Source organism: Pseudomonas syringae KCTC 12500, assembly GCF_000507185.2.
Lineage (GTDB): Bacteria > Pseudomonadota > Gammaproteobacteria > Pseudomonadales > Pseudomonadaceae > Aquipseudomonas > Aquipseudomonas syringae.
Window position 1 is genome coordinate 5426383 of the sequence record NZ_AYTM02000002.1, and the last position, 13823, is coordinate 5440205.

The following is a 13823-nucleotide window of genomic DNA, read 5'->3' on the forward strand; positions in this document are numbered from 1 at the left end:
AGCTTGCCTGCCTTGGCTGCGTGAGCGCTAGAGACCGCGAACATTTTCGGGTATCAGTTGAGTACTCACCTTGCGACTTAAATATTGAGTAGCGAATTATTCGAAGTCAATATTTTTTTTATTATTTTTTTGAACTAGGGCGCTCTATTTTTGTGCCTGGCTTTCCAAAGTGGTGCAAGAAGGGTTTTTTGAAAATTATCATGTCTACTCAGGGATTACCGCAGGGGCCATGCGATAAAAGCACGAGCAATCTATTTAGGTATCACTCATTTTTTGCGCGTGCTCCGAGACAGTGCGCCCTTGTTAATACATGTCGCTGGATTGCCCGCCCCAAGTACTCTCTCTCTTAGGTGGAGGTTGAGGTCATCAAGACCACATCCAAGCTTTATTTATTTAAAAAAGCTATAGATAGTGTTTGACTGATAGCTTGACGCTTCTAGCTCGCCTAACCGCTGCATTATTAGGACCGCACTTTTAATTGTTGAATCGGCGCGGTCTTTTAACAGAATGCCCGTGCGTTAACCGGTGGGCCGACGCTTATGATCACCCGGCGTTAACTCAAACATGGCACTTTCACGCGCCCGGTCAGCATTCACGACGGAGCTTGGCGTAGACCTATATCTTGATCGCGCGGCGCTGAGTGCACTAGCTTGAATGGGCGGCTGATCAATCCTTGGCAGGCTTTGTCTCGGAAAACGTACAAACAGGACACGCAGGACGCTTTTTCAGCGCTCATTTGTCGTCCGGGTGAATCGCCCGGATGCAGCGCGGATCAACGTGTTGCGGGCTGACAGCCCCGATTTCACGCAGCGGCGATGGGCTTTTTGAAAAAAAGAGCGTGGACTCGGGATATAACACTAATTAGAATCAGTCTCATTTGGCGCATCCCATCGCTCAAGGCTTTTGACATGACTCAAGCAGCGACGCTATCACAGCAGACCTTGCATTCCCTGTACCGCGATCATCATGGCTGGCTGGAAAGCTGGCTGCGCAGACGCATGGGCAATGCCTGGGATGCGGCTGACCTGAGTCAGGATACGTTCCTGCGCGTGCTCTCCAGCTCCCAGCAGATCGCCGATATGCAGGAGCCGCGTGCCTACCTGCTGACCGTGGGCAAGCGCCTGCTGAGTAATTTCTACACTCGCCGCAGCCTTGAACAGGCTTATCTGGAAGCGCTGGCGCAGTTGCCCGAAGAAAGCGTGCCGTCGCCGGAGCAGCGCTGGTTGCTTCTGGAAACCCTGCAGGCGCTGGACGAGCTGCTCGATGGCCTGTCGGCAGTGGTGCGCCGAGCGTTTCTCTGGAGTCAGCTCGAGGGGCTGGGCTATCGGGAAATCGCTGAACGCCTGAGCGTTTCTGAACGCACCGTCAAACGCTATATGGCGCAAGCCTACGAGCATTGTCTGTTGGTGGACTGGTGATTCGCCCGGCACCTTCGAACGAAGAACGCGAGGTCGTACGCAAAGCGGCGCAGTGGCTGGCGCTTCTCGAGTCCGGCGGTGCCAGCGATGAAGATCACGCCATGCTGCAACACTGGCGTGACAGCTCCGCCAGCCATGAGCGCGCCTGGCAAAAGGCCCAACAGCTGCGTCAGCGTTTTTTCGGTCTGCCTGCCAACCTGGCCATGGCGACGCTGGATCGTCCTGACAAGGCCAGACGCGCAACGCTGAAAAGGGCGCTTGGGGCCGTTGCGCTGGTCCCCACCGTCTGGCTGCTGGGGCGTCAATTGCCGCTGGATGTCTGGCGTGCCGACCTGCAAACCGCAGTCGGCGAGCACAAGCGCCTGTCGCTGGCCGATGGCAGCACCTTGCAACTGAATACCGACAGTGCGGTGAACGTGGATATGGGCGCCCGGGCAATCACGCTGGTGCGGGGCGAAATAGCCCTCAAGGTGCCTGGCAGCGTGCCGCTGACCATCAACGGTCCTTATGGCCGCATCGTGGTCGGTCGGAGTGAAGTCTGTGTGCGTCTCAATAATAGCGACTGCCGGGTTTCGGTCGTCAGTGGCACGGTGCAGCTTTATCCCCTGCACGGGCCTGTGCTGGCCTTGAATGCGCAGCAGCAGGTCACTCTGAAGCAGAGCGGCATCGGTGCTGTCAGTGCCTTCGACGCCTTGCTGCCTGGCTGGCGCGACGATGTGCTGAGCGCGCAGAACCAGCCGCTGGGCGACTTCCTGCGCGAACTGGGTCGCTACCGCCCAGGCCTGCTGCGCTGGGAGCCGGCGCTGGAAAACCTTCGAGTGACGGGCAGCTTCAGGCTCGACAATACTGACCGCGTACTGTCTTTGCTGGCGGCCAGTCTGCCGGTGGAGGTGCAGATGCGCACCCGTTACTGGGTGACCCTGGCGCCTCGAAAAAATATTTCGACAAAAAATAGTGCGTAACGCTGTCCCTTTTTTTTGTCTCGCTGGTCATTCCAGGTAAGTGCACAAAAAATACGAGAGCTTCCCTCTATGTCCGCAGTGTCTTCCTACCGTTTGCGTCCGCTTTTGCATTTCAGCCTGTTGCTGACGTTGAGTTCCAGTCCGTTGTTCATCTCGACCAGTTGGGCCGACACCTCGGGTAGACGCGCCTATGAGGTACCGGCCGGCAGCCTGAGCGCCGCGCTCACCCGTTTTGCCGGGCAGGCCGGGGTCAATCTGTCGGTAGACCCTGCGCTGGTGAATGGCCGTAACAGTTCGGGGTTGTCCGGCGAGTTTGCGGTCGAGGAAGGGTTTGCGCGCCTGCTGCAAGGTTCCGGCCTGCAGCTGATGCCCGTCGGGGAGCAGGCTTACACGCTGATCCCGGCACCTGAAAGCGCCAGCGCAGGTTTGCAACTCGCGCCCACGTCGATCGTTGGTGACAGCGGAGTTACGGACGGTCAGGAATACGCGGGCGGTCAGGTGGCGCGCAAAGGCTCGCAGGGCATGCTGGGTTCCCGGGACTTCATGGAAACGCCATTCAGCATGACCACCTACACCAAGGACGCGGTGAAAAACCAGCAGGCCCGAACCCTTGGCGATCTGATCGCCAGTGACCCGTCGGTACGCGCCACCAACCCTGCAGGTGGGCGTTACGAGCAGTTCACTATTCGCGGCTTGAGCCTGTTCAACAGTGACGTCTCCTACAACGGTCTGTATGGCATCCTGCCCACTTACACGATCGACATGGAAATGGCCGAACGAGTGGATATCCTCAAGGGGCCAAGCCAGTTGATCAACGGCATTTCACCGCGAGGCAGTGTCGGCGGCGGGATCAACGTGGTCCCCAAGCGCGCGACGGATAAGCCGATCACCGAGCTCACCACCAGCTATGCCTCCAAGGGGCAGGTGGGTGCTGCGGTCGACGTAGCCCGTCGCTTTGGCGAAGACGACAAGTTCGGGATCCGTTTCAACGGCGTGAAGCAGTCCGGTGACACTGAATGGGATCACCAGAGCGTCGATCGCGACATGGCCGTGCTGGGTCTGGATTTCCGCGGTGATCGCCTGCGTCTGTCCACGGACATAGGTCACACCGAACGCGACACTGATGCGCCGCAGGAACGTGTGCAGGTCGGTGCCAACGCGAAGGTGCCTAACGCCAACGATGTGCGCGACAACTATGCGCAGTCCTGGAGCAAGGCGCGCACCAAGGATACTTTCGGTGCAGTGAATGCCGAATATGACCTCAGCGACTCGGTCATGCTGTACGGCGGTGTCGGCGCGCGCAAAAGTAACCATGATTTCCTGCGCCATGCGGTATCGGTCACCAACGACGCGGGTGACTTCAGCGTTCAGCCGCGCGATTTCACCCGCGACGAAAATGTGCGCACAGCCACTGCCGGTGCACGCAGCTGGTTCACTACCGGGCCGGTCAGCCACGAGGTCAATCTGGCTGCCAGCTATTTCTACATGGACTTCGAAAACGGTGGTGCGCGCTATGCAGCCGCACCAAGCAATCTCTACAACCCTGTCGATACGCCGACTCCCTCCAACCCAACGCGTACCGACTCCAAGGTTTACACCGAGAACCGCTTCAGCGGTGTGGCGCTGACCGACACGTTGGGCTTCTTCGAGGACCGTCTGCTGCTGACACTCGGCGCTCGCTGGCAGCGGGTCAAGGTTGATGACTGGACCGATGACGTGAAGGGCGACACCGCGTACGACGAGGAAAAGGTCTCACCGTCAGGCGGCATTCTGTACAAGGTCACCGATGATTTTTCGGTGTACGCCAATTACATGGAAGGCCTGAGTCAGGGCAAGATCGCTCCGTCGACCTCGGTGAACGAAGACCAGATCTTCCCGCCGTTCGTCAGTCGTCAGGTCGAGGTCGGCGCCAAGTATGACCTGGGGTCATTCGCCTTCACCGCCAGCGTATTCCGTATCAAACAACCAGCCTACGATACCAATACCACCTCGCGTGTATTCGGCCCGAATGGCAAGCGCCGTAACGACGGTGTCGAACTGACCATGTTCGGTGAGCCAATGAAGGGCTTCCGTCTGCTGGGCGGGGTGATGTACATCGACAGCGAACTGACCAATACCGTCAACGGCACATTCGACGGCAACCGCGCACCCGCCACCCCCAAGTACAACGTCAATCTGGGCGCCGAATGGGACGTCCCTGGCGTCAACGGCCTGACCCTGACCGGCCGAGGTATCTATACCGGTTCGCAGTATCTGGATCAGGCCAACAGCAAAAGCATCGACTCATCAGAGCGTTTCGACGTGGGGGCGCGTTATGCCTTCAAGGTCGATCAGAAGGACATCACGCTGCGGGCCAATGTCGAGAACGTGATGAACAAGTACTACTGGAGCTCGGCCGGCGCGTCGGATGACAGTGAGCCGGGGCTGACCCTGTCGACGCCGCGCACCTATCTGTTATCGGCCACCGTCGGTTTCTGAGTCGATACGTGACGCCCAGGGAAGGGCTCACGTGTATAGCGAACGACCGGTAGTCCTCATCGAGGGATAAACTGTGTGTAGCATTAAATAATCAACCTCAACGGCGACACAACAGTTTGTTATTTAGATAGGCTGTTTTGTCATAACGCCAAAATAACAATAGCCACCTTCAATAGTGGCACATTGAGTTATACCGATTAATCCTGTCGGCATAACTGTGTGCCTTGTTCATTATCAGGCACGCAAAAAGTTTATTTAAATTTCATCTTGTTTTTCGCAACAATGGGTTGCACTTTCAGGTAAATGATAATAGTTTGCATCCGGAAATCCAGTGAGGACTTACAGATGTTGAATAATGGCTTATTGCACTCAACTACGTCGCAGAAAACCAATGCCAACTATCTGGACAGGCAGAGCAAGTTTGAATCGAATGTAAGGAGTTACCCACGCAAGTTGCCATTGGCGATCGCCAAGGCACATGGCGTGTGGGTCACGGATGTTGAAGGGACCACTTATCTGGACTGCCTGGCCGGCGCCGGAACATTGGCATTGGGCCACAATCACGAAGCCATCATGGCCAGTCTCGACAGCTTTCTGACCTCGGGCATGCCGATGCACACCCTTGATCTGACCACTGCGGTCAAGGACGCCTTCAGCGAAACGCTGCTGAGTCTGCTGCCAGGACAGGGACGTGATTACTGCCTGCAATTCTGCGGTCCATCCGGGGCAGACGCCGTCGAAGCCGCGATCAAGCTGGCCAAGACCGCCACCGGTCGCCATAACATCATCAGCTTTTCCGGCGCCTATCACGGCATGACCCACGGTGCCCTGGCGCTGACCGGCAACACAGGGCCAAAAAACGCCGTCGCTAATCTGATGCCCGGTGTGCAGTTCCTGCCGTACCCCCATGAATACCGCTGCCCGCTGGGCATTGGCGGCGAGGCCGGTACCGAAGCGCTAAGTTACTACTTCACCCAGTTCATCGAAGACGTGGAAAGCGGTGTGTCGCTGCCGGCGGCGGTGATTCTGGAAGCGGTGCAGGGCGAGGGCGGTGTCAATCCGGCACCTGCAGCATGGCTGCGCCAGATTCGCGAAGTCACCCGCAAGCACGGCATTCTGCTGATTCTGGATGAAGTGCAGGCTGGCTTTGGCCGCACCGGCAAGATGTTTGCCTTCGAACACGCGGAGATCGAACCCGACGTCATCGTCATGTCCAAGGCGGTCGGCGGCGGTCTGCCGTTGGCAGTACTGGGTTTCAAACGCGAGTTCGACGCCTGGTCTCCAGGCAATCATGCCGGCACCTTTCGTGGCAACCAGATGGCCATGGCGACCGGCCTGGCGACCCTTGAAGTGCTGCAACGACAGAACCTCGCCGGCCAGGCCGCAAAACGTGGCGACTGGCTCAAAGAACAGCTCGGTCTGTTGCAGCAACGCTATCCGGCGATTGGCAATGTGCGCGGCCGCGGTCTGATGCTGGGCATCGAGATAGTGGACGAGCGCAAACCGGCGGACCGCCTCGGCAGCCTGCCGATGGACCCGGACCTGGCTGTTGCCATTCAACAGCATTGTTTCAAACAGGGGTTGTTACTTGAACGGGGTGGTCGCAATGGCAACGTCATTCGCTTATTGCCGCCATTGATCATTACCGAAGAGCAATGCCAATTAGTGATCCAGCGTTTCGAACAAGCGCTCAAGGCGGCACTGTCCCAGCTGCGCCAATGAAACTCAGGTGATAAGCAGGGATAAACAGTAAGTTATCCGTGACACTGACATCACGACTGAAACACTACCCGCATACAACGTTTGGCTGGGCGAACTTATCGGACCTCGACAGCTCGATTGTTGTGCCGCAAGCGATAAATCAACGTTTGTTGCGACGTCATTTAAACGGTCAGCGTAAAGGCGACTGTGGAGCAGACATGACTAATACCGATCGCACCGTCTTATCAAACATGGTGAGCGAGTTGGCAACCACTCGCGCGTTACTCAATTGCCTGATCAAGGAATTCGCACTGCCGGAAGAGTGCCTGCATTACACCTGGCCTGAAGGCATGCAAGGCATAGCGCCGGGCAGTTTCGTGGATGGTGGGCAATGGAAGGGCATTCCGCTCACCATCAGCCTGCCCAATCAGCAGCAGTTCTTTGTCCTGGTGGACCGCCGCGACCATTTGGGCAGCCATCGCTACCTTTCCGATGTCTACGCACGTCAGGGGCAGAGCACTTGGCGCTGCCTTGCGTTTGCCGAATTCGCCCGACAACTGTTGACAGCCTGTGAGCACATGACCCGTGCCAGCAATGACGAACTGCTGGATCAGGTCCTGCAGAGCCAGCACCTGACTGCCGCCATCGTTGCCCATAACATGACAGGTCAACACCCGGAGCCACTCAGCGGCTATCTGGCCAGTGAGCAGGGTTTGTGGTTCGGCCATCCCAACCATCCGGCGCCCAAGGCGCGCCTGTGGCCTGAGCATCTGGCCCAGGAGACCTATGCCCCGGAGTTTCAGGCGCAGACTGCGCTGCATCTGTTCGAAGTGCCGCTGGAAGGGCTGCGAATCACCTCCAACGGCTTGAGCGATTCAGAGGTGATGGCAGGCTTCGCTGACCAGTCGCGGGCCCGACCCGGGCATGCGCTGATCTGCATGCATCCGGTACAGGCGCAATTGTTCATGCAGGACCGTCGCGTGCAACGTCTGCTCGAACTGGGGGATATCTCGGATATGGGCGCCAGTGGCCTGTTGGCCAGCCCAACGGCGTCGATGCGCACCTGGTACATCGAGGGGCACGACTACTTCATCAAGGGCTCGCTGAATGTGCGCATCACCAATTGCGTGAGGAAAAACGCGTGGTATGAGCTGGAAAGCACACTGATCATCGACGAATTGTTCCAGCGCCTGCAGCAAACCCGCCCGGAAACCCTCGGCGGGCTGTCGACAGTCGCCGAACCCGGCTCGATGAGCTGGGCTCCCAAAGGCGTGAGTGAGGCGGACGGTCTCTGGTTTCGCGAGCAGACCGGCGCCATTCTGCGGGAAAACTTCTGCCGCCGCTCTGGCGCCGATTGCAGCGTGATGGCGGGAACACTGTTCGCCCGTGATCTGCGTTCACGCCCACTGGTGCACGACTTCCTCGAGCGCTTCAATGGTCGGGAACTCGAGGATCAGCACCTGCTGGACTGGTTCGAAGAGTACCAGTCCTTGCTGCTGAGCCCGGTCATGGCGCTGTTCTTCAATCATGGCATCGTGATGGAGCCGCATTTGCAGAATGCGGTGCTGATTCACGACAACGGACGCCCGCAACAACTGCTGTTGCGCGACTTCGAAGGCGTCAAGCTCACCGAAGAGCTGGGCATCAAGGCGATTCAGGTGGGGCTGCACCCGAGAATTCGCCAGTCGTTGCTCTACACCCGCGAACAGGGCTGGAACCGCATTACCTATTGCCTGCTGATCAACAACCTGTCCGAGGCGGTATTGGCCTTGAGCTGGGAGCGTCCGCACCTGGCACCACTGATGTGGCAGCGCGTCGAGCGACAATTGCAGCGTATTCGTGACGAACTGATGCTGCCTGCACCCGAGCTGGACGCGCTGATCGCTGGCCAGTCGATTGCCTGCAAGACGAACCTCAAGGTCCGGCTTGCCGCCAAGGCTGACCGCGAAGCCAACTATGTGCGTCTTGCGTCGCCGTGGGCCAAGGAGGCACGTTATGCATAAGGTGCCGGAAACCGTACTGGCGGCCATCAAAGAGGCTCGGGCGCTGGAAACCGATCCGCTGGCGGCCTTTGTCTACGATCTGGACGCGCTGCAGCAGCATGTCAGTGAAGTCATGGCGGCGCTGCCTGCAGGTGTCGAGCTGTATTACGCGATCAAGGCCAACAGCGAGGCGCTGATGCTGGAAACCCTGGCCCCGCTGGTCAGTGGCTTTGAAATTTCCTCTGGGGGCGAGATCGAGCGAGTGATGGCCTGTCCGACACGCAAGCCCTACGTGTTCTCGGGCCCAGGCAAACTCGATTCCGATCTGCGTTCGGCCTTGCTGAACAAGGTTGAAGCCATCCACCTGGAGAGCCTCAACGAAATCGCGCGTCTGCAGCAGCTCGCCGAACAAGCTGGGCGCGTGCAGCCGGTATTCCTGCGCATCAACCCGCAACTGCCCGCTGCGCAGTCGAGCAGGCTGGCGATGGCCGGGACCGCGACACCGTTCGGCATTGACGAAGCCGACCTGGCCGAGGCGGTCAGACGCGTGGACAACGCCAGTCACCTGATGCTCAAGGGCTTCCACGTACACGCCATGTCGCATCAGATGTCGGTCGAACGTCATGAGCAGTTGCTCGATTTCTACCTGCAGCGCTGGCAGGAATGGAAGGCTCTGGCCCGCGACCCAAGCCAGCTCACCCATTTCAACGTCGGCGGTGGCATTGGCGTCGATTACCTCAACAGTCAGCAATTCGACTGGCAGCGGCTGTGCCGTTATCTGGAAAAACGCCTGGGCGAGCAGCACGATGCGCCGATCCTGCGCTTTGAGCCGGGACGCTTCATCAGCGCCTACTGTGGTTATTACGCCATTGAGGTGCTGGACAGCAAAACCAGCCACGGCGAGCATTTTCTGGTCTGCCGAGGCGGAACTCACCAGTTTCGCCTGCCGGTCGCGCAAAGCCATGACCATCCGGTTATCCACCTGCCGAATGCACTGCAGACCACTGAGTCGCCAGAGCAGGCTTACACCATTGTCGGGCAGCTGTGCACGCCCAAGGACGTACTGAGCCGTCGCCAGCCACTCAAAGGTGTGAACATTGGTGATCTGCTGGTCCTGCCTTTGGCGGGGGCGTATGGCTACAACATCTCCCACGCCGACTTTCTCTGCCATCCACGACCGTCACAGCACTTCGTGCGCAACGGCGAACGGGTTCGCCAATGAGTTTCAACGTCCCACGCCGCTGGGTGGTGTTCAACGTGCTGCTCGGTACGCTGACGGTCAGCCTGAGCAACAGCTCGCTCAACCCGGCGCTGCCGACCTTCATGGACGCATTCAGGATCGGCCCGCTGCTGGCCACCTGGATTGTCGCCGGGTTCATGACCAGCATGGGCATGACCATGCCGCTGACCAGTTTCCTCAGTCAGCGCATCGGACGCAAACGCTTGTACCTGTGGGGGGTGGCACTGTTCATCGGCGGTTCGCTGTTGGGCGCGCTGGCCGACTCCATCGCACTGGTGATCACCGCACGGGTGGTACAGGGCATTGCCAGCGGGCTGATGATCCCGTTGTCGCTGGCGATCATCTTCTCGGTGTATGAAAAGCACGAACGGGGCAGAGTGACCGGGCTTTGGAGCGCAGCAGTGATGCTCGCACCGGCGCTTGGTCCGCTGTGTGGCAGCCTGATGCTGGAGTGGTTCAGCTGGCGCTCGCTGTTCCTGATGAATGTACCCATCGGCCTGCTGGCACTGCTGCTGGGCGTCGGCGTGCTGCCGGACTCCGAACCTGCCGAGCGCAAGCCGTTCGACCTGATCGGCTACCTGCTGGTGGCGTCGGGCATCGGCTTGCTGATGATCGCCATCAGCCGCATGCACCATGCCCAGGCGCTGCTCGATCCGGTCAATCAGGCCATGGTGCTGGTCGCGGTGGCTTGTCTGGTGGCGTTCGTACGTGTCGAGTTGAGTCGACAGGCACCGCTGCTGAATCTGCGCCTGTTCAACCTGCGCGGTTATCGCCTGAGCGTGATCATCGCCGTGGTGCAATCGGTCGGCATGTTCGAGTGTCTGGTGCTGTTGCCGCTGCTGGTGCAGAGCGTGCTGGGCTACAACCCGATCTGGACCGGCCTGGCGCTGCTGTGTACCGCCAGCTTCGCGAGCCTGTTCGGCCAGTGGGGCGGCAAGGCACTGGACCGCCATGGCCCGCGCACCGTCGTCGCCGTCGGACTGCTGTTGACCGGCGTTTCGACCCTGGCGCTGGGCATGCTCAAGGCCGATGCCGCGATCGGCGTGGTGTTCGTGCTGATGATGATTCGTGGCGCCGGCCTCGGGCTCTCCTACATGCCAGTGACCACGGCGGGGCTCAATGCCTTGCCCGAGCCGATGGTCACTCAGGGCGCTGCGATGAACAACATTTCCCGGCGTCTGGTCGCGTCGCTTGCCATCGTCATCGCATCGCTGTGGCTGGAGTTTCGCCTCAACACCGCGGGACCGGCCGCCACGCCCTCTGCCATCAGTGAGGTGTTCATCGCCACCGGCCTGCTGATCCTGCTGGCACTGCCCTGTGCCTGGCGTTTCCCCCTTAACGACGAGCGCGCCGAGGCCCAGCCCGACGCGGTCGAACCCCGATAATTTTTCGTTCGAGGTATGAACATGGCTACCCCTTTACCGCTGCAACGTAACGCCGCTTCGACAACGACAACGACGGGTACTGGTGCCTGGCTGGCCCACGTCAGCGCCGAGCGCTATCAGCAAGTGCAACGCCGAGTGATCGGCCAACTGCTGCAAACCTTGCTGTACGAGGCGGCGCTGCCTTACCGCTGTGAGCCGCTGGATGATCATCGGCATCGTTTTGTCGTGGCCGTCAGCGACGGTGTGGAATACCGCTGCGACGGTCTGCTGAGCACCAGCTTCGAGCTGATCCGCCTGGATCACGCCACGCTTGAGCGGGTGGACAGTGCCGGCGAACGCAGCGTGCCGGATCTGCATCTGGCGTTGACCGAGCTGCTCAGCCCGTTCAAGGACAGCCCGCACCTGACGCGCTTCATCCAGGAAATCGAACAGACCCAGCTCAAGGACCTGCAGGCGCGTAATCAGGGTTATCAGCCCGCCAGGCCTGCGCATCAGCTGGATGTCGACGCGCTTGAGCAGCATTTCATGGATGCCCACAGCTACCACCCATGTTACAAGTCGCGGATCGGCTTTTCCCTGGCTGACAACCGCCACTACGGACCAGAATTTGCCACGCCTTTCGCGGTGGTCTGGCTGGCCGTGGCGAAATCGAGCGCCTCGGTCGGCCACTCGCGGAGCATGGATTTTCAGGCGTTCATTCGTCAGGAACTGGGCATACAACGCTGGCACGAAATAACCCGAGAACTGGCCGAGCAGGGCAAGTCGATCGACGACTATCAACTGATGCCGGTGCATCCGTGGCAGTGGGATAACGTCACGGTGTCGACCTTCTACCCGGAACTGGCCAGCGGCGAGCTGATTTACCTGGGAACTTCGACCGATAGCTACAAGGCTCAGCAGTCCATTCGCACGCTGGCCAACGCCAGTCAGCCACAGCGCCCTTACGTCAAGCTGGCGATGAGCATGACCAATACCTCCAGCACACGCATCCTGGCGCGCCACACGGTGTTGAACGGCCCGATCATCACTGATTGGCTGCACCAGTTGATCGCAACCGACAGCACCGCTCAAGCGCTGGATTTCGTGATTCTCGGTGAGGTGGCGGGGGTGAGCTTTGATTACCGCCATCTGCCGGAATCACGTTCGGCGCAGACCTACGGCACGCTGGGCGCCATATGGCGGGAAAGCCTGCATCAATACCTCCGGGACGACGAGCAGGCGGTGCCGTTCAACGGCCTCAGCCATGTAGAAAACCGTTACGGTGATGGCCAGCAGACGCCATTCATAGATGCATGGGTCAACCAGTACGGGCTCAAGGAATGGACCCGCCAACTGCTGCAGGTCACGGTGCCGCCGATCATTCATATGCTCTATGCCGAAGGCATCGGCATGGAGTCCCACGGCCAGAACATCGTGCTGATCGTCAAGCAGGGCTGGCCGCAGCGCATCGCCCTCAAGGACTTCCATGACGGCGTGCGTTATTCACCTGCGCACCTCGGACGTCCCGAACTGTGCCCGGAGCTGGTTCCGCTGCCCGCCAGCCACGCGAAGCTCAACCGCAACTCGTTCATCATCACCGATGACGTCAACGCGGTGCGCGATTTCTCCTGTGACTGTTTCTTCTTCATCTGCCTGGCTGAAATGGCGATTTTCCTGCGTCAGCAATACCAGTTGGACGAGGCACTGTTCTGGCAGATGACCGCCGAGGTCATTCTCGACTATCAGCGTGCTCACCCGCAGCATCGCGACCGTTTCGGGCTGTTTGACGTGTTTGCGCCCTTGTACGAAGTGGAAGAACTGACCAAGCGCCGCCTGCTGGGGGATGGCGAGCGGCGCTTCCGCTCGGTTCCTAACCCACTGCACACCTACAGGCCGCAATGATGCTGAGGACCAATGCGCTCAAAAGCAGAATTGCCGACGGACAGCCTGCACACGGGGTGATCAGTTCGATCCCGGCCCCGGCCGCTATCGAGTTGATCGCTGAAGCCGGGTTCGACTTCGTGATCATCGACATGGAACACGTCCTGATCAACCCGGAAACCGTGGAAAACATGATCCGTGTGGCAGAGAGCTACGACCTCACACCACTGGTGCGGGTCGCCGATCTCAACCCGAAAACCCTGCTGCGCCTGCTCGATGGCGGCGCGCAGGGCATTGTCTTGCCGATGATAGAGAGTCCCGAGCAACTGGCGGATGCGATTGCCGCCTGCAAATACCACCCGCTGGGTCGTCGCAGCCTCAATGCCGGACGTCCCGGCTCGTTCGGCAAGCACAGCCTGGCGCAGTACGTGGAGGCCGCCAATCAACAGATCATGGTGGTGGCGATGATCGAAAGCGCCGAAGGCGTACGCCGTGCCGCCGAGATCGCCAGCGTGCCGGGGCTGGACATGATTCTTGAAGGCGCGGCAGACCTGTCGCAGTCACTGGGCATGCCCTGGCAGATCGATCAACCAGATGTACAAAACGCGCTGCTTGCGACTTGGCAAGCCACCCACGCGGCGGGCGTCGCCTATTGCGCGATCCCTCGTCAACCCGGTGACGCCGCCCGCTGGCAGGCTCGCGGGGTCAACACCTTTGTCCTCGGGGATGAGCGCGGCATTGCCTTTCGCGCGCTTCAGGCCCGCCTGGCTCAACATTCAGCAGAAGGAAAATAAACC

At 59.5% G+C, this 13823-nt stretch carries 9 protein-coding genes; all 9 read left to right on the forward strand.

Annotation, left to right across the window (positions count from 1 at the left end; all coding sequences use genetic code 11):
* Positions 1–908 precede the first annotated feature (908 nt).
* The 9 genes from V476_RS24130 to V476_RS24170 all read left to right on the forward strand — a co-directional run bounded on the left by V476_RS24130 (position 909) and on the right by V476_RS24170 (position 13820).
* Positions 909–1418: a sigma-70 family RNA polymerase sigma factor gene (locus V476_RS24130; RefSeq protein ID WP_003318943.1), complete on the forward strand. Its 510-nt coding sequence runs from the start codon at positions 909–911 to the stop codon at positions 1416–1418.
* Positions 1415–2380, forward strand: coding sequence for a FecR domain-containing protein (locus V476_RS24135; protein ID WP_003318944.1), 966 nt, complete (start codon positions 1415–1417; stop codon positions 2378–2380). The genes V476_RS24130 and V476_RS24135 overlap by 4 nt, the downstream gene beginning before the upstream one ends.
* Before the next feature lie 69 nt (positions 2381–2449).
* Positions 2450–4858, forward strand: a complete 2409-nt coding sequence (locus V476_RS24140; RefSeq protein WP_024665123.1) for a TonB-dependent receptor — start codon at positions 2450–2452, stop codon at positions 4856–4858.
* Between the two features lie 345 nt (positions 4859–5203).
* A complete protein-coding gene (locus V476_RS24145; RefSeq protein WP_016568145.1) occupies positions 5204–6580 on the forward strand; it encodes a diaminobutyrate--2-oxoglutarate transaminase in 1377 nt (458 codons plus the stop codon).
* A gap of 197 nt (positions 6581–6777) precedes the next feature.
* The gene (locus tag V476_RS24150) at positions 6778–8562 is read left to right on the forward strand and encodes an IucA/IucC family protein (RefSeq protein WP_024960907.1); all 1785 of its coding nucleotides are present in this window, start codon (positions 6778–6780) and stop codon (positions 8560–8562) included.
* On the forward strand, positions 8555–9763 hold the full coding sequence (locus V476_RS24155) for a type III PLP-dependent enzyme (RefSeq protein ID WP_024960908.1): 1209 nt from the start codon (positions 8555–8557) through the stop codon (positions 9761–9763). Before V476_RS24150 ends, V476_RS24155 begins: the two co-directional genes overlap by 8 nt.
* The gene (locus V476_RS24160) at positions 9760–11166 is read left to right on the forward strand and encodes a DHA2 family efflux MFS transporter permease subunit (protein ID WP_004417748.1); all 1407 of its coding nucleotides are present in this window, start codon (positions 9760–9762) and stop codon (positions 11164–11166) included. The genes V476_RS24155 and V476_RS24160 overlap by 4 nt, the downstream gene beginning before the upstream one ends.
* 21 nt (positions 11167–11187) lie before the next feature.
* On the forward strand, positions 11188–13047 hold the full coding sequence (locus V476_RS24165; RefSeq protein ID WP_024960909.1) for an IucA/IucC family protein: 1860 nt from the start codon (positions 11188–11190) through the stop codon (positions 13045–13047).
* Positions 13047–13820 carry an HpcH/HpaI aldolase family protein gene (locus V476_RS24170; RefSeq protein WP_024960910.1) on the forward strand — a complete coding sequence of 258 codons (774 nt, stop codon included), beginning with the start codon at positions 13047–13049 and terminating at the stop codon, positions 13818–13820. The genes V476_RS24165 and V476_RS24170 overlap by 1 nt, the downstream gene beginning before the upstream one ends.
* Positions 13821–13823: the final 3 nt, after the last annotated feature.

Excerpts from the sequence above, each read along its gene's own strand:
- V476_RS24150 (WP_024960907.1), top strand. The coding sequence starts at position 6,778 with ATGACTAATACCGATCGCACCGTCTTATCAAACATGGTGAGCGAGTTG.
- V476_RS24170 (WP_024960910.1), top strand. The coding sequence starts at position 13,047 with ATGCTGAGGACCAATGCGCTCAAAAGCAGAATTGCCGACGGACAGCCT.
- V476_RS24165 (WP_024960909.1), top strand. The coding sequence starts at position 11,188 with ATGGCTACCCCTTTACCGCTGCAACGTAACGCCGCTTCGACAACGACA.
- V476_RS24145 (WP_016568145.1), top strand. The coding sequence starts at position 5,204 with ATGTTGAATAATGGCTTATTGCACTCAACTACGTCGCAGAAAACCAAT.
- V476_RS24130 (WP_003318943.1), top strand. The coding sequence starts at position 909 with ATGACTCAAGCAGCGACGCTATCACAGCAGACCTTGCATTCCCTGTAC.
- V476_RS24140 (WP_024665123.1), top strand. The coding sequence starts at position 2,450 with ATGTCCGCAGTGTCTTCCTACCGTTTGCGTCCGCTTTTGCATTTCAGC.
- V476_RS24160 (WP_004417748.1), top strand. The coding sequence starts at position 9,760 with ATGAGTTTCAACGTCCCACGCCGCTGGGTGGTGTTCAACGTGCTGCTC.
- V476_RS24155 (WP_024960908.1), top strand. The coding sequence starts at position 8,555 with ATGCATAAGGTGCCGGAAACCGTACTGGCGGCCATCAAAGAGGCTCGG.